Origin of the sequence: Pseudomonas sp. NPDC087615, assembly GCF_044743445.1 — a bacterium.
Lineage (GTDB): Bacteria > Pseudomonadota > Gammaproteobacteria > Pseudomonadales > Pseudomonadaceae > Aquipseudomonas > Aquipseudomonas baetica_A.
This window is the reverse complement of the sequence record NZ_JBIUWM010000021.1, coordinates 50189-70702: the sequence shown is the minus strand read 5'-3', so window position 1 is coordinate 70702 and position 20514 is coordinate 50189. Positions and strand designations below refer to the sequence as shown.

17 protein-coding genes and 1 pseudogene are annotated in these 20514 nt (G+C 61.1%); 13 read left to right on the top strand and 5 right to left on the bottom strand.

The annotated features are described in order from the left end of the window. The first annotated feature begins 13 nt into the window (after positions 1–13). From ACIOU6_RS12880 to ACIOU6_RS12825, 12 genes are all read left to right on the top strand, one after another. Positions 14–1606 (top strand): Wzz/FepE/Etk N-terminal domain-containing protein, encoded by a 1593-nt coding sequence (locus tag ACIOU6_RS12880; RefSeq protein WP_221729561.1) that lies wholly within the window; start codon positions 14–16, stop codon positions 1604–1606. Continuing rightward, the gene (locus tag ACIOU6_RS12875) at positions 1603–2694 is read left to right on the top strand and encodes a glycosyltransferase family 4 protein (protein ID WP_401136705.1); all 1092 of its coding nucleotides are present in this window, start codon (positions 1603–1605) and stop codon (positions 2692–2694) included. The genes ACIOU6_RS12880 and ACIOU6_RS12875 overlap by 4 nt, the downstream gene beginning before the upstream one ends. Beyond that, positions 2691–4061, top strand: a complete 1371-nt coding sequence (locus ACIOU6_RS12870; RefSeq protein WP_401136702.1) for an O-antigen ligase family protein — start codon at positions 2691–2693, stop codon at positions 4059–4061. The genes ACIOU6_RS12875 and ACIOU6_RS12870 overlap by 4 nt, the downstream gene beginning before the upstream one ends. Next, positions 4058–5026: a glycosyltransferase gene (locus ACIOU6_RS12865; protein WP_401136699.1), complete on the top strand. Its 969-nt coding sequence runs from the start codon at positions 4058–4060 to the stop codon at positions 5024–5026. The genes ACIOU6_RS12870 and ACIOU6_RS12865 overlap by 4 nt, the downstream gene beginning before the upstream one ends. Then, positions 5019–6155, top strand: coding sequence for a glycosyltransferase family 2 protein (locus tag ACIOU6_RS12860; protein ID WP_401136696.1), 1137 nt, complete (start codon positions 5019–5021; stop codon positions 6153–6155). The genes ACIOU6_RS12865 and ACIOU6_RS12860 overlap by 8 nt, the downstream gene beginning before the upstream one ends. A gap of 13 nt (positions 6156–6168) precedes the next feature. Then, entirely contained in the window at positions 6169–7170 is a 1002-nt protein-coding gene (locus tag ACIOU6_RS12855) for a polysaccharide deacetylase family protein (RefSeq protein ID WP_221729556.1), read from the top strand. Continuing rightward, positions 7167–8474 (top strand): oligosaccharide flippase family protein, encoded by a 1308-nt coding sequence (locus ACIOU6_RS12850; RefSeq protein WP_221729555.1) that lies wholly within the window; start codon positions 7167–7169, stop codon positions 8472–8474. Before ACIOU6_RS12855 ends, ACIOU6_RS12850 begins: the two co-directional genes overlap by 4 nt. Further along, positions 8471–10393 carry a hypothetical protein gene (locus tag ACIOU6_RS12845; RefSeq protein ID WP_401136692.1) on the top strand — a complete coding sequence of 641 codons (1923 nt, stop codon included), beginning with the start codon at positions 8471–8473 and terminating at the stop codon, positions 10391–10393. Before ACIOU6_RS12850 ends, ACIOU6_RS12845 begins: the two co-directional genes overlap by 4 nt. Positions 10394–10461: 68 nt before the next feature. Beyond that, a complete protein-coding gene (locus ACIOU6_RS12840; RefSeq protein ID WP_401136738.1) occupies positions 10462–11151 on the top strand; it encodes an N-acetyltransferase in 690 nt (229 codons plus the stop codon). Positions 11152–11155: 4 nt separating this feature from the next. After that, positions 11156–12340, top strand: coding sequence for a GNAT family N-acetyltransferase (locus ACIOU6_RS12835; protein WP_401136690.1), 1185 nt, complete (start codon positions 11156–11158; stop codon positions 12338–12340). Further along, the gene (locus tag ACIOU6_RS12830) at positions 12312–13103 is read left to right on the top strand and encodes a ChbG/HpnK family deacetylase (RefSeq protein ID WP_401136687.1); all 792 of its coding nucleotides are present in this window, start codon (positions 12312–12314) and stop codon (positions 13101–13103) included. Before ACIOU6_RS12835 ends, ACIOU6_RS12830 begins: the two co-directional genes overlap by 29 nt. A gap of 114 nt (positions 13104–13217) precedes the next feature. Continuing rightward, a complete protein-coding gene (locus ACIOU6_RS12825; protein WP_401136685.1) occupies positions 13218–13910 on the top strand; it encodes an N-acetyltransferase in 693 nt (230 codons plus the stop codon). A 132-nt stretch (positions 13911–14042) separates the two neighbouring features. Here ACIOU6_RS12825 and ACIOU6_RS12820 read toward each other — a convergent pair whose 3' ends face one another. The 3 genes and pseudogenes from ACIOU6_RS12820 to ACIOU6_RS12810 all read right to left on the bottom strand — a co-directional run bounded on the left by ACIOU6_RS12820 (position 14043) and on the right by ACIOU6_RS12810 (position 16708). Continuing rightward, a complete protein-coding gene (locus ACIOU6_RS12820) occupies positions 14043–14849 on the bottom strand; it encodes a class I SAM-dependent methyltransferase (RefSeq protein WP_401136682.1) in 807 nt (268 codons plus the stop codon). Between the two features lie 192 nt (positions 14850–15041). Further along, positions 15042–15421 (bottom strand): annotated as a pseudogene (locus ACIOU6_RS12815) (DUF6124 family protein). Between the two features lie 381 nt (positions 15422–15802). Continuing rightward, positions 15803–16708, bottom strand: a complete 906-nt coding sequence (locus ACIOU6_RS12810; protein ID WP_221729549.1) for a LysR family transcriptional regulator — start codon at positions 16706–16708, stop codon at positions 15803–15805. Between the two features lie 160 nt (positions 16709–16868). Between ACIOU6_RS12810 and ACIOU6_RS12805 the strand changes: the two genes are divergently transcribed. Then, positions 16869–17888 (top strand): alpha/beta hydrolase, encoded by a 1020-nt coding sequence (locus ACIOU6_RS12805; RefSeq protein WP_401136679.1) that lies wholly within the window; start codon positions 16869–16871, stop codon positions 17886–17888. 91 nt (positions 17889–17979) lie between these two features. Here ACIOU6_RS12805 and ycaC read toward each other — a convergent pair whose 3' ends face one another. Continuing rightward, complete coding sequence (gene ycaC, locus ACIOU6_RS12800; protein ID WP_221729547.1) at positions 17980–18606, bottom strand: isochorismate family cysteine hydrolase YcaC; 627 nt, start codon at positions 18604–18606, stop codon at positions 17980–17982. A gap of 69 nt (positions 18607–18675) precedes the next feature. Continuing rightward, entirely contained in the window at positions 18676–20514 is a 1839-nt protein-coding gene (locus ACIOU6_RS12795) for an amidohydrolase (RefSeq protein WP_339465658.1), read from the bottom strand.

Here is a 20514-nt window from a genome sequence, read left to right as displayed (position 1 = left end):
CAGGTGAACGATCATGAATCCAAAGGAAAACTACCTGCATGAGTTCTTCAGGATCTTCTTCGCCAACAAGCAACTGGTGAAACGGGTCTTCCTGATCTTTGCAGTCATCGCCCTGCTGCTGCCATTGGTGCTCAAACAGAGCTTCGATATCACCGCACAGGTGATCGTGCAGTCGAAAAAACTCTCCCAGGGTGACGCCACCACATCACTGACGGTCGATAACGCCACGTTCATTCCGCCGTCGCTGGCGGACATGGAAACCGAGAGCAACATCCTCCGTTCGCCGGCGCTGATCCGTCAGACCATCAGCGAACTGCGCGACAAAGGCGAATACACGCCCTCGCCCGGCATGTTCAGCAAACTGGTGAGCGAGCCATTCAAGCGCTACGTCACCTCGCCACTGCGTCAATACGTGATCAACCCGACGCGCAACATGCTCGGGCTGGAAACCGATCCGGTGCGTGACACAGCCCTTGATGCGCTGACCCAACAAGCCATCGACAGCCTGAAAATCGAGACCCTGCCCGGCTCCAACGTGATCTCGATCATCTACAGCTTCCCGGACCCGCACCAAGGCACGACCTTTGTCACGGCCCTGCTGCAAAACTATCTGGTGAGCCGTCAGGCGCTGCAATCGATCGACCTGCCGCAGTCCTTCTACGAATCGAAAAAGCACTTGTATCAAGTGCGGCTCGACGGCCTGGAAGGCAACCGTCAGGCACTGCTGGAAAGTGTCGGTGCGGCGGATCCCAAGGAAGAAATCACCTTCCGCCTGAACGCGATCAACACCGAAGAACAGGCACTGAACCTGTATCGCGATCGCCTGCTGCAAAGCCAGCGCTGGCTCGAATACCTGAAAACCGCGCTGGCCGCCGCCAGCAACAACAAGCTCAACGACTACACCTTCCCCTTCACCTTCACCACGACCGTCGACAATGTGGCGTTCGAGGATCGGGAAATAAAACAACTGGGCGAGCAACTGACCACTCAGGTCAGCCGCTACATGAACGACCTTGCGGTGTTCCAGCCTGGCAGTGAACCCATGCTGCTGACCCGCGAGCAAATCGGGCGCACCCGTCAGCAGTTCCTCAAGGTGGTGAGCAACCGGATTCAGGAGCGCACCAACGATCTTTCGGTGGTCAAGCAGGTGATCGATCAGAAAACCGCACGCATCGCCGAATTCAAGAACCGTATCCGTGACCTGCAGCAAACCCAAAGCAAGCTGCGGCAGATGGACACTGAAATCGACGCCATGCATGCCGCATTCTCGACCTACGCCCAGCGTTTCGCCGAAAGCAGCACCACCGGCGCGCTGAACGACGATCTGTCCAACGCCCGGGTGCTCAGCCCGCCGTTCGAACCGACCGAAGCAGCGTTCCCGAAACCGATGCTGATCATTCCATTCGGACTGTTCACCGGTCTGCTGCTGGCCATTGCCCTGGTCTATGTGCGTGAGTTCTTCGACCATCGCTTCAAACACCCGGCGCAAATCAGCCACGAGCTTGGTCTGCCGGTGTTGCTGGTGATCAACGACGAGAACGTGCTGCAGAGCAATCCGCACAAAAACTGGACGGTGCCGAGCTTCCTGCACTGGGTGCGCAATTGAACACCGTGTCCACCCCGAAGACCGCGCTGCCGATCATTCATTTGCTCAGTAGCGGCGGTTTCTATGGGGCCGAGCGGATGTTGCTGGATCATTGTCTGGCGACGCCGGGGCAGCATCAGGTGCTGTTTCTCGACGCGCCGTCAGAATTGATCGAGCGCTTTCGTGAAGCCGGGGTGGATGGCCGTGGCTGCGGCGGGTTTGGGGAGTTGCTGCGGCACCTGCGTCAGCGTCGCAGCGAAAAGCCGCTGATCAACACGCACAACTTCAAAGGCCTGCTGTTTGGCTGGATGGGCGCGACGCTGTTGCGCCTGCCGCTGGTCATCACCCAACACGGCTTCACGCCGCGCAGTCGCAAGCAGAAGTTCTACACCTGGCTCAGCTTGCAACTGTGCCGCACCGCATCGGTGGATCGGGTGGTCTGCGTGGCAGAAAGCATCGCGGTGCTGCACCGTGAAGCCAGCGTACAGGCCGAGAAGTTGCAGGTGATCCCCAATGGTTTGCCAGCCGCTGCGGCGATGGTTCCCGACGCGGGTCGGCAACGCTGGCTGGCCGGTTACGTTGGCCGATTGAGCAGCGAGAAAGGCCCGGATCTGTTTCTCGATGCGCTGATCCCGCTGTGTCATCAACATCCGCAACTGGACGCGGTGATGCTCGGCGACGGGCCGGAATTCGAGGCGTTGCAGGCACGCATCGACAACGCCGGTTTGCAGCAACGGATTCGTCTACCGGGTTATCAGACGGCCATGCAACCGTGGTGGCAGCAGTTCGATGCGCTGGTGATCAGCTCGCGCACCGAAGGCACACCGATGATTTTGCTGGAGGCAATGCAGGCCGGTGTGCCGGTGGTGGCGTTTGGTGTCGGCGGGATTCCCGACGTGCTGGAACATCGGCACAACGGCTTGCTCGCCGCTCCGACCGATAGCGCCGCCCTCGCCCATCAGCTCGAAACGTTGTTGAGCGAGCCCAAACTGGCGCGACAACTGCGCGACAACGCCAAACGCACGCAACAGGATCGCTACGACCTCAAGGCCCTGGCCGAACGCTGGTCGCAGCTCTACATCCGCACGGCACGGGAGGCACGCGCATGATTTTCCCGCTCTCGATCGTCAGTCTGCTCGGTCTGGTCTGCATCACTTTGCTGGCCAGCCCCTATCCGTATCTGGCGCCGGGAGCGGTGCTGGGCCTGGTGGGTTTCACGGTGTTGTACCGCAAGCCAACCTGGGGCCTGCTCGGTATCGCCGCACTGGTGCCATTCGAAGGTTTCTTCAAGGACAGTTCGCTGTCCGGCAGCAAACTGCTCGGTGCCTCGCTGGCGGTGATTCTGATGCTGCAACTGGCGCTGCATCAGATTCCCTCCGAACGCCTGCGCAGCAATATCTGGCGTTACCTGATCGCCTTCATGGCTCTGTACTTCCTCAGCCTGCTGAACACCGATGACATGGGCATGTCGCTGGGGCACCTGCGCGAGCTCAGCGTCGGGCTGATCCTGTTTGTCATCACCCTGTTGATCGGCCGCGAGCTGAACCTCGACCTGTTCGCTCGACTGGTTACCCTTGCCGTCAGCACCACCTGCGCGATGGCGATGTTCTCGACCAAATTCCAGGATCAGGGCCGCGCTGCCGGCCTGCTCGAAGACCCCAACGCCTTCGCGATGCTGATCGCCTTCGCCATCCCGCTGGGGCTGCTGCTGGTGATTCGCGGCCCTAACCTGCTGCATCGGTTGTTCTGGGGCGCGTGCTGCCTGCTGTTGCTCGGCGGCATGACCAAGACCGAATCGCGCTCTGGGCTGGTGGTCGTGGCCTTGAGTCTGTTGATCGGCGGCTGGCATTACCGCGCGCAAATGACACGAATTCGCCCACGGCACCTGGGCTTCGCCATGCTCGGCGCGGCCATCGTGATTCCGCTGGCGATCTATGCGATGCCCGCCGGTTACCTGGCGCGCATTCAATCCTTGAGCGTATTAAGTGCCGGTGCCAAGGGCCATAACGACGAATCCCTCGGCCGCCGTGCTTCCTACATCGTTGTCGGTACGCAGATGATCCGCGAGAACCCGCTGCTGGGCTCCGGCCCCGGCACCTTCGCGCTGCACTACGCGACCACCGGCTACGCCAAGGCGTTTTCGGCCAACCGCAAGATCGGTGACCTCTATCGCCGCGCTCACAACACTTACCTGGAAATCTTCAGCGAACTGGGGATTCCCGCCGGCCTGATGTTCGTCGGCATGCTCGGGCTCGGCTTGTACAACCTGATCCGCGCACGCGCCGTGTGGATGCGGCGACGCGACTGGCAACAGGCGGACCTGATGACCCACCTGAGCGTGAGTTTCCTGTCGCTGACGTTGTTCCTGATGTTCCTCAGTGCGCCGAACCAGAAATACGTGTGGATCATGCTTGCCATGACCTGGGTCCTGCGCCTGAAAGCCGAACAAGAACCGATCACGGAGGCCGTCGCATGAGCCGAATCAGCATCATCATCCCGATGTACAACGAAGCCCGGCATATTGGCCGCACCTTGCTGTCGGCAGAAAAAGCCGCCCACGCCGCCGGCGTCGAGTGCGAACTGATCGTGGTCGACAACGGTTCGAGCGATGACGGCCCGCACATTGCCCGCCAGTTTGGCGCACAAGTGCTGGTGCATCCGGGTTTGCTGATCGGCGCCCTGCGCAATCGCGGTACGGCGGTCGCAACCGGGGATTGGCTGGCCTTCATTGATGCCGACATCGAGATGCCGCAAGACTGGCTGCAGCCGCTGTTCGATCTGCACGCCAGTGGTCAGGCCGATGTGTTTGCGCTGGACCTGGGCATCCCGACACAAGCGCCGTGGTACGCCATCGCGTGGCAGCGTCGCACCCAGCGTGTTTGCGCGCAGGCCTCGCACGCCGTGGACTGGCTGCCCAGCTCCAACCTGCTGATGCGCCGTGACTGGTTCGACAAGGTCGGCGGCTTCAATGAAAGCCTGCGTACCGGCGAAGACAAGGAGTTCACCCTGCGCCTGCGTGAAAACGGTGCGTTGCTGCTGTCGATCAACGACAACGAAGCCCTGCACTGGGGTTACGAAATGAACTGGCGCGAGTGGATGGGCAAGGAAATGTGGCGTCAGGGCAGTCATCTGCAACTGTTGCGCACCCACGGTTACAGCCTGCGTCTGCTGCGCTTCCCGATGCTTTCGCTGCTGGTCTGGCTCCTCGACTTTCTGGCGATCTCCGCGCTGCTCGATGGTTTTCCTCATCACGCAGCGGTCATGGTGATATTGACCCTGGTGCCGGGGCTGGTGCTGAGCATTCGCCAAAGCATCAAGCATCGTGACCTCTTGCTGACCCTGCAACTGTGGGGCCTGCACTGGGTACGCCTGCACCTGGCCGGCGCCGCGTTCATTCTCAGTCTGTGTCATTGGAATGCCAGGAGGCCTGCCCGTGGCTGAGTTCATTTTCTGGATGTGCCTGTTGCTACCGGTCTACGCGTATGTGGGTTACCCGCTTTTGCTGACGATATTGGCGCCTCTGTTCGCGGCCAGCCGGCATGGCCCAACGCCGCCGCTGAACATCAGCATCGTGATTGCCGCCCACAACGAGGCGCGGCACATCGAGCACAAGTTACGCACGCTGCTGGCCCAGGATTATCAGCCTGCCCGTTTGCAGATCATTCTCGCCAGCGACGGCTCGACGGATGACACCGTGGCTTGTGCACACAACGTCGTCGATCCGCGCATTACCGTGCTCGACCTGCCGCGCCAAGGCAAAGCGGCGACGCTTAACGCCGGCGTGGCCCTGAGCACGGGCGACATTCTGGTGTTCACCGACGCCGACAACCAATGGTCACGCGACACCCTCGGACATTTGCTGGCGCCATTGAGCGACCCCCAAGTCGGCGCCTGTGCCGGGCACATGGTGATTCCGGTCACCGGTGGCGGCTTGAGCGTCGGCGATAGCCTGTATCGACATTACGAAGGCTGGCTGCGCCGGGTGGAAAACCGCACCGGGTGCATGGTGTCCGCCGACGGTGCCCTGCTCGCGCTGCGCCGCGAGTTGTTCCAGAACGTGCCGGCAGAGGTTAACGACGATTTCTTTATCAGCACCTGCGCGCCGGTCGCGCACAAACGCATCGTCTATGTACCGCAAGCGCAGGTCATCGACCAAGGCGTCGATGAAGCCGACAAACAGTTCCGTCGTCGTCAGCGCGTCACCGTCGGCGGGCTGCAAAGCCTCGCTCAGCGCCGCGAACTGCTCAATCCGATGAAATATGGCCTGTATTCGATCGCGCTGATCAGCCACAAACTGATCCGCCGCCTGGCACCAATCCTTTTGCTGCCATTGTTGCTGAGCAACTTCTGGCTGTGGAGCGAGCACGGTTTCTATCGCCTGAGCCTCATTGCACAACTGTTCGGCTACGCCGTGGCGATAGCCGGATTGATGGATTCGCAACACCGCTTGCCCAAACCCTTCCGCCTCGCCGCCTTTGTGCTGGTCACCCTCGCCGGGATGAGTCTTGGCTTGTGGCAGTTCCTGCGCGGCCAGCGCTATGCCCAGTGGAATCCTGAACAGAACCGCTAAGAGGACCGAAGCCATGGCGATCAAACAATTGATAAAAAGCACCAGTGGCTGGCTCTATCTCAACTCTTCCATGGGCCGAAACCAGTTGCAGGGCGCCGGGGTGATTCTGATGTTGCACCGGGTGCTGTCCAACGACCGCGCCGCCGACCTGCCCCACCGCAATGAGCTGTGCGTCGGGCCCAAGGCCTTCGAGCATTGGCTGGTGTGGCTGCGTCGCCACTTCGATTGCGTGCCGCTGATGGAAATCCTTCAGCCCAATTCGCTGCACACCGAGCGCCCAAGGGTGGCGTTGACCTTCGACGACGGCTGGCGCGACAACGCGGTCAACGCCTTCCCCCTGCTGCAAAAACACCAGGTGCCGGCGAGCATTTTCCTCTCGACCGACTTCATTGGCAGCCGTCAGCGTTTTTGGTGGGAGGCCGTGGGCGAAACCCTGTGGGGCAGCCACGGCGACAAGGCGCGGATGCATTTGATCGAGCGCTTGCATGCCACGGGCCATCCGCTGCCCGTGTTGCTCGATGACATTGATGTCGATCGGCGCAGCCTGGCACTGCTGCATTATCTGCAAGGGCTCAAGACACTGGCACCGCAAGAACTTGAACGCCTGACCGATGAGTGCCCGCAAGAATCGCAACCGCAGGCACTGGACTGGCATCAGGTGCGCGCGATGGAAGCCTCAGGTCTGGTGCGTTTCGGCCCCCACGGCGCCAGTCACGCGATCCTCACCGGCCTTGACGATGTGCGCCTGAGCGAAGAAATCAGCCGCAGCCGCGATGCCTTGCACAACGGCTGCAACCGGCCGCTGCCGGTGTATTGCTACCCCAACGGCGACAACGACGAGCGCGTGCGCAAGCAGGTTGCCGATCACGATTATCCGTTTGCGCTGGGCACCAGCACCGGCCTCTATCGCGGTGAAGGCGATCCGCTGAACCTGCCGCGTTTCGGTGTCAGTCAGCGCACAGCGCGCAATCCGCAACTGCTGTCGTGGCGGATCTTTCGCGGAGCACGACCATGAGCCGAGGCCGCTACCTCAAGCACTTGGCGCTGAGCATGGGCACCAAACTGGCGATGATCGCCCTGCGTTTACTGCGCAACGTGCTGCTGGCGCGGATCCTCGGGCCGAGTGAACGCGGGCTGTTTGCATTGCTCAGCACCTTGCCCGACCTGATCAGCGCGGCCACCAGTGGCGGGCTGAATTCGGCGGTCGGTTATCAGGCCGCTAAACAAAGGCCGATGGGGGTGTTGCTCAGTCAGGTGCTGGTTTTCGGTTGCTTGCTGGCGGCGCTATTAACCCTGCTGGTAGTAGCGCTGGTGCGCGAGTTTGGCAGTGAACTGGATGTGACCACGCAGCTCGGCCTGCTCGCCTGGCTGTTGCTGTTGGCAGTGCCGCTGACGGTTTTGAAAAGCGGCCTGCTGACGTTGCACAACGCGTCCGGCGGCGTGGTCGCATTCAATGCCTTGCGTCTGGTGGAATCGCTGGCACCGCTGCTGCTGTTTCTCGGGCTGTTCTGGATGTGGAAAAGCGCCGCCCTCGAAGCGGCGCTGATCAGTTGGCTGGCCGGGATCAGCCTGGTGGTGCTGGTCGGTTGGGTCTGGCTCAAACGGGCGCAACCGTTGCAATTGCAATGGGATCGCGCCAGCCAGAAAGAACTGCTGCGTTACAGCGCCCGCAGCCATCCCGACCTGCTGTTCCAGCAAGTGATTTTGCGCTCGGATTATTTGTTCATCGGCGCCCTGCTCGGCAGCACGGCGCTGGGTCATTACGCCATGGCCAGCGCCGCCGCCGAACTGCTGCTGATCGTCCCTGAAGCGGTGACCACGCCGTTGATGAAACGCCTGCTGCAACAGGACGAAGGCATGGACAAAGTCACCCCGCTGGCGCTACGCCTGACCGCGACGGTGATGCTCGGCGCATGCCTGACCATGGCGGTAATCGGCAATTGGCTGATCGTCACTCTGTTCGGCATCGCCTACCAACCGGCCTATCCGGCGCTGCTCGCGTTACTGCCGGGGCTGTTGGGTTTGTGCTATGCGAGCATTCTGCGTCTGGACTTGCTGGGCAAAAATCGCCCCGGCACGGTGTCCTTGCTGATGGGGCTGGGGGCCTTGCTCAATCTGGCGCTGAACCTGGTGTTGATTCCGGCCTACGGGATTGTCGGCGCAGCGGCGGCTTCGTCGATTGCCTATCTCGCCGTCACGGTGGCGATGTTGGTGTTGTACTGCCGTCTGAGCGGCGTGCCGTTCTGGCAAACCCTGATCATCCTGCCCAGCGACATCACCCCGATGTGGCTGATGCTGCAACGTCGCAAAGCCGCATGAAAGGCCTGGCCCTGCTGTTCGGTCTCGGCCTCTCGCTAGACGCCTTCGCGGCGTCGATGCGTTGGGGCGAAATCCGCGACGCCAGCCTGTACCTGCAAACCGATCAACCCGATAACGTGACCGTGCGCTGGACCCCGGCGTGGCAAGCGGATGCCAACGAAGAGCATCTGTACCTGCTCGACGGCCAAGGCAAACTGCAAGGTGACAGGTTCATCAAGGCCAGTGAAACCCGCGGTAGCCAGAGCTGGAGTCTGGCGCCCGGCGCAGCCAGCTATCGACTGGAAATCCCCGGCTACAGCTTCCGCAATTACCGGATAGAACACGATGAACACACGGTCGCGCTGTTCGCCCCGGCCAAAGTGCACTTCAGCGTTCAAGCCCAGAACGGCGACATGTTGTATTTCAAAGTCGCGCCCGGTGAGCGCGCAGTGCTGGCCGGTAAATTTCATGGCGGCGTCAGTGCGCTGCAGGCGCAACGGGTGGGTGATGGTCAGGCACTGACGCTGGCCCTGAAACAGTACCGCGCGTATTGGCAGTTCGATCAGGTCGCGCTGCCGGTCAGTGAGCGTGAACAAGTCTGGCGCCTGCGCCTGCAAGGCAGCGGCAAAGCCGCGTTCTGGCTCGACGGCACGGCCAATCTGTTTGCGCAGAATCCACAACAGCTCAAACCGCTGCGCGAAGACGTCGGCCAGACCCGCTTGACCCTGCACGACAAAGTGCTCGGGCGCACGCCGGATCTGGGCATCGCCCTGCCCTATGTGATGCCGCCCACCACCAGCTATGCCGCCCTCGATGCGCTGAAACCCACTGCCGCCAGTTACTACAGCTTTGTTGATGTGACGGCGAAAAACCGGCATTTCGAGGACGCGTTCCGTCAGTTCTATCAGGATCGTTTCGGCATCCAGCAGGACATCACCCTGCTCGCCGGAAGCCAGCGTCAGGCTGATCTGCGCGCCGACGTGCAAAGCAACAGCGGCCTTGATGCGTGGCTCGCCAGTACCCGCACGCTCGGCGGCAAAGGCACCCACTACATCGGATTTGCCGACGAACCGAACCTCAACTACTCCAGCTACGCGCAGTATCAGGCGATCTTCGCCAGCATGGCCCGGCAGGTGCGCAGCGACCCGGCGAACGCCAAGGCTGGCGTGCGTATCGCCATGCCGGCCAGTTCGCGGCTGGTCAACGGGCCGTTCGCTGACAACGCGGCAGACAAGCGTGGTATCGATTGGGCGCGGCGCTTGCTGAGCGAATCCGGCGATCAGGTCGACGCCTTGGCGTGGCACGAATGGATGATCCGCGACCTGCTCGCCACTCGCGTCTACCGCGACAGCGTACGCCGCGCCGCCGAACTCGTTGGCCTCGACGATAAAGGCCAGCCACGCAAAGCCTTGCTGCTCGATCAGACCAATATGTCCAGCGGCTCCAGCCTCAGCCCCTACGATCAGGAAACCCATTACGCCGCGCTGTGGTGGGCGTCGGTGGTGATCAACGCTTCTCAGGACGGTTTGCTGAGCATGCTCAACTGGTTCCAGGCCGCCGATGAGCCGCAGTACCCCAAAGGCATGCTGCGCGTCTCGGCCGATGAACAACGCTTTGAACTCAAACCCGTGGGTCTGGCCCAGCAATTCATCGCGCAACATTGGCTGCATAACGTCCTGGCGCTGGACAACGATGGGTTTGAAGTCGACGTGCTGGCGATGTCCAGCGATGAGCAGCGCGGCTTGCTGGGCGTCAACAAAGGCACCCGCCTGCAACGTGTAGACCTGAGCGGCACCCCGTGCCCGCTGAACAACGGCGCCCTGCGGTACTTCGGCGCCGACAACCGCAGCCGTGACGCGCCGTTTGCCTGCAAGGACGGACGCGTGCGCTTCGATCTGCCAGGGCAAACCCTGTTTTCCCTCAGTTGGAGAGCGTCATGAACCGTCCTTTGATGTTCCGCCGCGTTGGCCTGGAGCCACGCGATGCATCGTCATCAGGAGTCAAGACCATGAACATTGTGCAAAAACTCAGCGAACACATTAGACAAAAAGGCCTGCGCGCCACCTTCAGCAAGGCATGGAAGCACTACGTGTTCTTTCATCAGGAATTGCTGTGGATGGAGCGTGATCTGGTCAGTCCCGTCCCCCCGCACAACCTAAAACCCTACCCACCGCTGCGGGTGGTGACAATCACGCCGGACAACACCAGTGCCTTTGCCCGCTACTTTGGCGACCGCGTCGGCACCATGACCGAACTGGCCAGAGAAGGCCACACCGGGCACATGCACCTGGACGATCAGGGCGACGCCGTGGCGTTCATCTGGGGCACCGCGCGGGACTATCTCGACCGGCATTACTACGGCTGTCTGTTCCCGGTGAAACCCGGCGAGTTCTTCGAATTCGGCGGCGAACTGACCCGAGCCTACTGGGGCAGCGAACTGTCGGTGGATCTGCAACTGGCGCTGTGGAAAGCCATGGCTGCCCAGGGCTGCGACAAGGTCGTGGACGTCTGCGAATTCCACAACATCCCCGCGCTCAAGCTGCACTTGCGCATGGGCTATACCGAGCAACACCGGATCATGAACGTTTACACCCTGTTCGGTCGCTGGCACTTCTACCGCGAAACCCGCTACAGCGGCTCGCGCCTGGAGGCGCTACGCAAACCTTCCCGTCCACCCGTCACAGTAACGGCGACCTGAGCCCATGGCGACGCGATTCGAATGGCGTACTTCATTGTGCGCCGCCGACTTTCCGGCAACAGCGTATGAAGCGCTGCGCCTGCGCGTGACGGACCACACGCCGTTCAACAACCTTGGCTGGTTGTGTGCGGCCGAGCAGGCCCTTGGCGAGGGTGAGCGCCTGCACATCCTGCTGGGATGGGAGGCGGATCAATTGCGTCTGTGCCTACCGCTGGTGGCGAGTCGTGAGCGCTTCGCCGGGTTGCGGTTTCGGGTGTTGCACCACCTGGGTTATCCGTTGGCTGATCGCTTGGCCCTGCTCTCTTTGCTAGGCGGCGAGGACATGCACGAGGCCCTTGTATTGATTCGCCAACGCCTGCCCCATGCACTGCTTCAGCTCAACGAACTCTCGGAGCCGGCCGGTGAGGAAAGTGCCCTCACCGAATGGATGGCACACAGCTCTACGGGCGAGCGACGGCTCAGTTGTCGGGCGCCTGTGCACCTGATCAGCGAGGCGGATCATCAGGAAGTGTCCGGCGATCCGCGCTACAAACTGCGCCGGGCTCGCAAGCGCATTGCCGCGTGCGGGGCTCAGGTACGGCGGATCATTCCGGACGCGATCAGCATGGGTCCGCTGTTGCAGGTCATCAGCGAAGTCGAAGCGGTCAGTTGGAAAGGCGACGAAGGCGTCGGGATCTTCGCCAGCGAACGCAGTCGTCATCTGATCGAGCGCGCTTTCATTGCCCTCGCCGGCCAAGGCTTGGTGCGGGTGGTAACGCTGGAGTTGAACGGGCGCTGCATCAGCTATCGCCTGGGCTTGCTCGAACAGGGCCGGCTCTACGATTACAACCTCGCCTTCCTGCCGCAATACGCCGATCTGGGCAGCGGCCGGGTGCTGCTGGAGGAATGGATTCGCTGGGGCCTGGACGACCACTGGCGCTGGATCGATGCCTCACGGGTCAGCCTGGAAAACTCCAGCCACCAACTGCACGAACGCATGACCGGGCAACTGGAACACTGGCGCTGGAGTTTCTATTCCTGGCGCCCGAGTGGCCTGGCGCTGGGTCTGGCATTACGCGTCTGGCACCGGCTCAAACCGACACTGCAACAGTGGCGGGCAAAACGTGCGGCCAAACCTGCACCTGTCGTCAAACCTGTCGCGATCACCACGGAGGGCGAACATGCCTCGCCAAGTCATAGTCAACGCTGACGATTTCGGCCTGAGCCCGAACGAAAACGCGGTGATCTTCGCGGCGTTTCAGGCCGGGGTCATCAGTTCCGCCACCGCCATGGCCAACATGCCAGCGTTCGAAGCCGCGTGCACCATGGCTCGGCAGCCCTTGCTTGAGGGCCGGGTCGGGCTGCACTTCAACCTGACTTACGGGCGACCGCTGAGCCGAACGATTGTGGAGCGCCGAACGTTCTGCGACAGCCATGGCGTATTCGACCTCAACCTGCCGCGCCACCGCTTGTGGCTCAGTCGCGAAGACCGTGAGGCGGTGCATGAAGAATTGCAGGCGCAGTGGCAACGCTGCGTCGATCATGGCGTGCATCCCAGTCACATCGACTCGCACCAACATGTGCACAACATTTTGCCGATCGGCGAGATCGTCGCGCGCTTCGCTGCGCATCACGGTGTACCGATTCGGTTGGCGCGCAATCTGGGGCAAAACCTCAATCTGCCCAAACGCGTTTTCAAAGGTTGGCTCAATTGGCGTTTGCAGCGTCTGGCCGGTGCAACGGCGGACTACGTGTGCACCCCCGTGGACTTGCGCAACGGCAGCTCGCCGACCGACGGTGTACTGGAGATCGTCGCCCATCCGACTCAACTCGGGGCCGACTTTGGTGATGCGTATCTCAACCCCGACGAATCCCTGAGCCGCGTGTTAGCGCAGCGGCTGATGGGCGTTCCACGGGTTTCCTACGCCGACCTGAACAAGGACTTTCTACGCGGTGCCACGGCACTCGATTGACTTGCATACGTTGCAGTATTTTCGAAAATGGCACTCTGAAAGGCATGTAAAGGCTTGATCTATAACCACAAAAAGCGACATCCACAACACTGGGCTTCGGCCATAGAGGGCATCATGAGCGTTATCGGAAAACTGCGTGAACGCATCAAGCAAAAAGGCCTGAGCCACACCGTCGGCACGTTGTGGAAACGCTACGTGTTCTTCCATTGGGAACTGTTGTGGATGGAACGTGACCTGGTCAGCCCGGTGCCGCCGCACAAGCTGCGCCCCTATGAGGGCCTGCGCAAAGTCGATATCACACCACACAATGCCGGCGCGTTTGCCAAGCATTTTGGTGACCGCGTGGCGACCATGGCCGAACTCGCCGCCGAAGGGCACACCGGGCACATGTACCTCGACGCTGACGGTCACGCGGTGGCGTTCATCTGGGGCAGCATTCGCGACTATCACGACCGCCACTATTACGGCTGCAACTTCCCGGTCAAACCCGGCGAGTTCTTCGAATTCGGCGGCGAAATGACCCGCGCCTATTTCGGCAGCAGCCTGTCGGTGGACGTGCAAGTGGCGTTGTGGGAAGCCATGGCCGCCCAAGGCTGTAACAAAGTCGTCGACGTCTGCGAAACCCGCAACATCCCGGCAATGAAACTGCACATTCGTATGGGCTATCAAGAACAGGGCCGCGTGACGCACGTCTATTGCTTGTTTGGGCGGTGGCGGTTCTTCCGTGAGACCCGCTACGAGGGCTCACGCCTGGAACTACTGCGCAAACCGGGGCGGCCGGTGGTGAGTGCGGCGGCGCAGACTTGAATCAACCTCAAGAGGTGTGGCGGCTTTGGTGCCGCCTTCGCGAGCAAGCTCGCTCCCACAGGGATCTTTGTTGGACACAGATCAAATGTGGGGGCGAGCTTGCCCGCGAAGGGGCCAGTGGCTGCGACAGCGTCAGTTCTTGCTGGCAACCAGGGTGAAACACAACGGCAACTGCGCCTCCTGATTCAGGTACCGGTCATACAGTTCTTCCCGATTCGAATGCGCATATTCCTTGAAGTGCGCGATGTTCAGCCCTGCCCCGATGGCGCCGCTGAAGATCGCGCCGAGGGTGTGCACGAACCAGTACGACTTCGCCGCCGGTTGCTCGACCTTGCCGACGTAGACGATGGGCTCTTGCTGCACAAACGGCTCGGCGCGGAAGTAGGAGCTGGCGAGGCGGAACGGGTCCTCGGCGTCGGGGTCGACCATTTCCAGAAACGGATGGGTTTCGTAGATCACCAGTTTCCCGCCCGGTTTCAGGGTCTGCGCAACGTGGCGGAAGAATTCGCCGATGTCCGGCATCCAGTTCAGTACGCCGATAGTAATCAGCGCTACGTCGAAGCGGTTTTGCAGCGAGGCCGGCAGGTGATGGATATCGCATTCAATGAATTCGGCGTTGTGCGCTGAACGGCTGTTCAGCTCGCGGGCCTGATCGAGAAACGCGCTCGACTGATCCACACCCACCACATTCCGCGCGCCGAGGGCGACCAGCGAGAGACTTTCGCGACCGTTGTTGCAGCCCAGTTGAATCACGTCTTTGCCGTCAACGCCAACCTGTTCCAGCACGCCGCGCAAGGTGTCGTCGAGGCACGAGAAACCTGCCTGTGCGACGTCAGTCAGCAGCGCCTGCCAGTCAGGGGAGTCCTGATGGTGGCGGGCGGAATCGTTCCACGCCTGACGATTGCTTTCGATAGCGTTCTTATTGTTCGGCACTTCCATGGCGTACTCCGCACGATGCTCTTGATTGAGCGGTCGGAGTCTAGATCAGCCCGGCAATTGTGGTTGTTGCGACTTTGTAAGCCGTCGCCCGCCAACGACTGTGGGATCGGCCTTGCTCGCGAAGGCGTCGGTACATTCAGCATCCTCCTTGCCGGAACCACCGCTTTCGCGAGCAAGCCCGCTCCCACAGGGTTATGCGGTGGGTTGGACGTTATCCAGCGTCTGATTGACCGCCAACTCGCTCAGCATGACGATTTGCGCGATCCCCAGCGCGGTCTTGCGGTGTGAGGTTCGAGCATCGCGGCGAAGTTGTTGAGCATCTCGGTGACCGAGCCGAGTGTTTCGCTGGCATTGGCCAGCAGCGATTCGGTGTCGTACACCGGGGTGGCGAGGTACATGGGCTCGGGGGTGCGAGTGGACGCCATGATGTGAGCGTTCGGATTGAGGTAGTGATCAAGGGCGCGGTCGGCCGCTTCGTGGATTTTTTTGCTATCGATGGATAGCGTACGGGGATGTTGGATCGGTATTTGTTTCGGGGGATTCGGCGTAGATTTTTTTTGGTGGAACTCCACTGAAAAGTTGGAGCTGTCCCATTTGGTTTCCGGACGAAGAGGTGGCAGCTGTACGCAGGTTGGAAACCCTGGCAGCGGCGACCCGGTCGACCCGAAGGTCTCCCGCGCACAGCCGCCATAACGGAGTGCACGCGTTCAAAGTGCGCACGGATACGTTATGAAAGGCGTGTACGCGCCACTAATACCCATCGGGGTTTCCAGTCCTGGTCGCTGAATTGGCAGCGACGTGCACAGGCTAGAGACGGGACGTCCGACGGACAACCTGAAAACCTTGTGGGAAGCGTCCGATTTTCAAAACCAACTTTAAACATACCGAATTGAAATACAGATCGTGATAGTGAAATACCGCTGTTTTGAGCCGCCTCGTTTCCCTCGACAGCCCTACGAGGGGTTGGTAGCCAAGTTCGGATTCAACCGCTCACGCAAAAACTCGACCAGCGCCTGCACCGGGCGCGAGGCCTGACGATGCTGCGGATACACCGCTGACAACGTCAACGGCTCGGGACGCAGGTCATCCAGTACGGGCACCAGTCGCCCGTCCTTCAGCGCCGCGCCGACAATGAACGTTGGCAGGTAAGTGATCCCCATCCCCTGCACCGCCGCGTCCCTGAGCAACTCGCCGTTGTTCACGCGCATTCGTCCGGTGACGTTGACCAACACCGGCTTGCCTTGCCCGGCATTGAAGCGCCATTGCACCGAGCGGCCGTGCCCGTAAGGCAAGCAGTCATGGCTGTGCAAGTCTTCGGGGTTGAGCGGCGTGCCACGCTCGGCGAGGTATGCGGGGCTGGCGCAGTACACCCGCTCGATGGAGGCGATGCGACGGGCGATCAGGGTCGAGTCTTCCAGCACGCCGATGCGCAGCGCCAAATCGTAACCCTCGCCCAGCAAGTCAACGGGGCGATCACTCAGATCCACTTCCACCGTCACTTCACGATAGCGCTGCAAAAACACCGGCAGCAGGCATCCAAGATGCGCCACGGCAAACGACAGCGGTGCACTGAGGCGAATCGTCCCGCGTGGCTCGGCGGTTTGTCCGGCGATGCTCTGCTCCACTTGTTCGACTTCGCCGAGCAGCCGCAGCGCCGACTCGTAATAGCTCTGGCCCAGCGGCGTGACGTCCAGGCGCCGGGTCGAGCGGTTCAACAAGCGCACGCCCAGGCGCTCTTCCAATTGCATCAACCGACGGCTGACGAACTGCTTGGACAGGCCCAATTGATCGGCCGCTGCGGTGAAGCTGCCGGAGTCCATGACCTGGCAAAAAATACGCATGTCTTCGAACGGGTTCATTGTCACTCTCTGGTGGACAGTTAAACGCTTTATAGCCGCTTTTTCGCTGTTCGGCACCCCACTAATCTGTGCTCACGGTGTTGCTGAGGCCTGAACCCCAGTGCCACAGCAGCCCGCAATCAAGGCACATACCCTAAAAACACTCAAAAGGATTTCCACCATGACCCTCGTCAAGAAAACCCTGACCGCTTCCCTCCTCGCTCTTTCCATCGGCAACGCGTTTGCCGCAGGCAGCCCCGGCGTCGAACACAACACCCAAGCCTTCCTCGAAGCCCTCGCGGCTGGCGGTGGCAAACCGCTTGAGCAACTGAGCCCGAAAGAAGCGCGTGCCGTGCTGACCGGCGCACAGGCTTCGGTGAAGGTTGATCTGTCCGGCGTGGAAGTCAGCGACAAGGCAATCAACGTCGACGGTCAGACCATCAACCTGAAAGTGGTGCGTCCGGCCAACGTCAAAGGCGAGTTGCCGGTGTTCATGTTCTTCCACGGTGGCGGCTGGGTGTTGGGTGACTTCCCGACGCACCAGCGTCTGATTCGTGACTTGGTGGTGGGCTCCGGCGCCGTCGCGGTGTACGTCGATTACACGCCGTCGCCGGAAGCGCAGTACCCGACCGCAATCAACCAGGCGTACGTCGCCACGAAATGGGTGGCTGAGCACGGCAAGGACATCGGCGTCGACGGCAAGCGTCTGGCGGTGGCCGGCAACAGCGTCGGCGGCAACATGGCGGCGGTCGTAGCGTTAATGGCCAAGGAACAGAAAACCCCGGCCCTGCGTTTCCAGTTGCTGATGTGGCCGGTGACCAACGCACAATTCGACGACGGTTCGTACCAGCAGTTTGCCGAGGGCCACTTCCTGACCAAAAACATGATGCAGTGGTTCTGGGACAACTACACCACCCACTCGGCCGAACGTGCACAGATCCACGCCTCGCCCTTGAATGCCAGCGCCGAACAACTCAAGGGTTTGCCCGCAGCATTGGTGCAGACTGCCGAATTCGACGTGTTGCGTGATGAAGGCGAAGGCTATGCGCGGCATCTGGATGCAGCGGGTGTGCCGGTGACCGCCGTGCGTTACAACGGGATGATTCATGACTTCGGGCTGCTCAACCCGCTGAGTCAGATTCCTGAGGTGAAGGCTGCAGTACGTCAGGCAGCGGCTGAACTCAAGACTCATCTGAACTAAGCCCAATCTCTCGCCACAGCGTTTGCCAACGCATTATTGCGGCGGCGACGAGACAAAAATGCCCGCAAACTTGCGGGCATTTTTCAGTTCATCACTTGGCCGTGAACTTGGTATAGCTGTTGATCAAGTTGCGGTAGTTCGGCAGGCGTTCCGAGAGCAAATGTGCCAAGCCTTCCATATCGTTGCGCCAGTCACCTTGCAACTCGCAAGCCACGGCGAACCAGTTCATCAGGTGTGCACCGGCGGCCGACATGCGTGCCCATGCCGCTTGCTGCACGGTGGTGTTGAAGGTGCCGGACGAATCGGTCACGACGAACACTTCAAAGCCTTCAGCAATCGCCGACAGGGTCGGGAATGCCACGCAAACGTCGGTCACCACGCCAGCGATGATCAGTTGCTTGCGCCCGGTGGCCTTGATCGCTTTGACGAAATCTTCGTTGTCCCACGCGTTGATCTGGCCTGGACGCTGAATGAACGGCGCGTCCGGAAACTGCTCACGCAGCTCAGGCACGATCGGGCCGTTGGGGCCGGCATCGAAACTGGTGGTGAGGATGGTCGGCAGTTTGAAGAACTTGGCGATGTCGCCCAGTGCCAGCACGTTGTTCTTGAACTCATTCGGCGAGAAATCCTGCACCAGCGAGATCAGACCGGTCTGGTGATCGACCAACAACACGACGGCATCGTCTTTGTTCAGACGCGAGTAAGGAACGTTGCTCATGTGAAACTCCTCGGTGGATGGTTGTTGCGTGAGACGCCGACCGTCGGGGTCGGCGCTTTGTTGTAAGGATCAGAACGCGAAGCAGGAACAGCCGAACGCGCCCCAGAAACCGGCGAAATCGCTGACCGGCGCATTCGACAGGCGAGCCTTTTCATGGCTGTGCGAGTGCACGGCGCACGCGCCGACGCACTGGTGTACTTGCGCCTGCAATGGCGCGTTCTGGCGCCAGTGGCCCGGGACTTTCGCCACTGGCGACCAGTCCGGCAGCACCGGCACACTGGCCGGGCCGAGGTCCTGGAAGTCGCCTGCGGCGTAAACGATCTTGCCGCCGACCACGGTCAGCACTGACTCGATCCACTTGATGGCTTCTTCTTCGACGTGGAAGAAATCCGCGCTCAGCGCCGCCAGATCCGCCAGTTGCCCGACCTTGATCTGGCCTTTCTTGCCCTGCTCGGACGAGAACCAGGCGCTGCCGTGGGTGAACAGTTCCAGCGCGGTGGTGCGCGGCAAACCTTCCTCGTACAAGGCCAGACCACCGACGGTGCGACCGCTGACCATCCAGTACAGCGACGTCCATGGGTTGTAGCTCGAAACCCGCGTCGCGTCGGTGCCCGCGCCAACCGGCACGCCTTCGGCGAGCATGCGTTTGATCGGCGGTGTGGCTTCAGCGGCCTGCTTGCCGTAGCGGTCGACGAAATACTCACCCTGGAACGCCATACGATCCTGAATCGCAATGCCGCCGCCCAGCGCTTTTACGCGTTCGATGTTCTGCGCGGTGATGGTTTCAGCGTGGTCGAAGAACCACGGCAGACCGTTGAACGGAATGTCGCGGTTGACCTTCTCGAACACGTCGAGCATGCGGCTGATCGATTCGTTGTAGGTGGCGTGCAGACGGAACGGCCAGCGCTGCTCGACCAGGTGACGCACCACCGGTTCCAGTTCCTGTTCCATGGTTTGCGGCAGGTCCGGGCGCGGTTCGAGGAAGTCTTCGAAGTCCGCCGCCGAAAACACCAGCATCTCGCCGGCGCCGTTGTGCCGCAGGAAGTCGTCGCCCTGGTGCAACTTGACACTGCCGGTCCAGTTCTGGAAATCGGTCAGCTCTTCTTTCGGCTTCTGGGTGAACAGGTTGTAGGCAATGCGCACGGTCAGTTGGTCGTCTTTGGCCAACTGCTCGATCACTTGGTAATCGTCCGGGTAGTTCTGGAAACCGCCGCCGGCATCGATCGCGCTGGTCAGGCCGAGGCGATTGAGTTCGCGCATGAACTGGCGGGTCGAGTTGACCTGATATTCCAGTGGCAGCTTCGGCCCCTTGGCCAGGGTCGAGTACAGAATCATCGCGTTGGGTTTTGCCACCAGCATGCCGGTCGGGTTGCCGTTGGCATCCCGCACGATCTCGCCACCCGGCGGGTTTGGCGTGTCGCGGGTGTAACCGGCCACACGCAACGCGGCGCGGTTGAGCAACGCGCGGTCGTACAAGTGCAGGACGAACACCGGAGTATCGGGCGCGGCCTGGTTGAGCTCTTCAAGGGTCGGCATGCGTTTTTCGGCGAACTGGAATTCGTTCCAGCCGCCGACCACGCGCACCCATTGCGGGGTCGGTGTGCGGTCGGCCTGCTCCTTGAGCATGCGCAGCGCATCGGCCAGCGATGGCACGCCCTCCCAGCGCAGTTCGAGGTTGTAGTTCAAACCACCACGGATCAGGTGCAAGTGCGAGTCATTGAGACCGGGGATAACGCAGCGCCCGTGCATGTCGACCACTTGTGTGGCCGAGCCGCGCAGGGCCATGGCTTGGGTGTCGTTACCGACGACCACGAAGCGACCGTCCTTGATTGCCACGGCGCTGGCCAGCGGTTTGGTTCGGTCTACGGTATGAAATTGGCCATTGAACAGAATCAGATCGGCGTTCAT

What these genes read in the sequence shown, in the direction of transcription:
- ACIOU6_RS12825 (WP_401136685.1), top strand. Translation starts at nt 13,218, where the DNA reads ATGAGCGTTATCGGAAAACTGCGTGAACGCATCAAGCAAAAAGGCCTG.
- ACIOU6_RS12820 (WP_401136682.1), bottom strand. Translation starts at nt 14,849, where the DNA reads ATGGAAGTGCCGAACAATAAGAACGCTATCGAAAGCAATCGTCAGGCG.
- ACIOU6_RS12850 (WP_221729555.1), top strand. Translation starts at nt 7,167, where the DNA reads ATGAGCCGAGGCCGCTACCTCAAGCACTTGGCGCTGAGCATGGGCACC.
- ACIOU6_RS12845 (WP_401136692.1), top strand. Translation starts at nt 8,471, where the DNA reads ATGAAAGGCCTGGCCCTGCTGTTCGGTCTCGGCCTCTCGCTAGACGCC.
- ACIOU6_RS12880 (WP_221729561.1), top strand. Translation starts at nt 14, where the DNA reads ATGAATCCAAAGGAAAACTACCTGCATGAGTTCTTCAGGATCTTCTTC.
- ACIOU6_RS12830 (WP_401136687.1), top strand. Translation starts at nt 12,312, where the DNA reads ATGCCTCGCCAAGTCATAGTCAACGCTGACGATTTCGGCCTGAGCCCG.
- ACIOU6_RS12870 (WP_401136702.1), top strand. Translation starts at nt 2,691, where the DNA reads ATGATTTTCCCGCTCTCGATCGTCAGTCTGCTCGGTCTGGTCTGCATC.
- ACIOU6_RS12840 (WP_401136738.1), top strand. Translation starts at nt 10,462, where the DNA reads ATGAACATTGTGCAAAAACTCAGCGAACACATTAGACAAAAAGGCCTG.
- ACIOU6_RS12855 (WP_221729556.1), top strand. Translation starts at nt 6,169, where the DNA reads ATGGCGATCAAACAATTGATAAAAAGCACCAGTGGCTGGCTCTATCTC.
- ACIOU6_RS12795 (WP_339465658.1), bottom strand. Translation starts at nt 20,514, where the DNA reads ATGAACGCCGATCTGATTCTGTTCAATGGCCAATTTCATACCGTAGAC.
- ycaC (WP_221729547.1), bottom strand. Translation starts at nt 18,606, where the DNA reads ATGAGCAACGTTCCTTACTCGCGTCTGAACAAAGACGATGCCGTCGTG.
- ACIOU6_RS12865 (WP_401136699.1), top strand. Translation starts at nt 4,058, where the DNA reads ATGAGCCGAATCAGCATCATCATCCCGATGTACAACGAAGCCCGGCAT.
- ACIOU6_RS12810 (WP_221729549.1), bottom strand. Translation starts at nt 16,708, where the DNA reads ATGAACCCGTTCGAAGACATGCGTATTTTTTGCCAGGTCATGGACTCC.
- ACIOU6_RS12805 (WP_401136679.1), top strand. Translation starts at nt 16,869, where the DNA reads ATGACCCTCGTCAAGAAAACCCTGACCGCTTCCCTCCTCGCTCTTTCC.
- ACIOU6_RS12835 (WP_401136690.1), top strand. Translation starts at nt 11,156, where the DNA reads ATGGCGACGCGATTCGAATGGCGTACTTCATTGTGCGCCGCCGACTTT.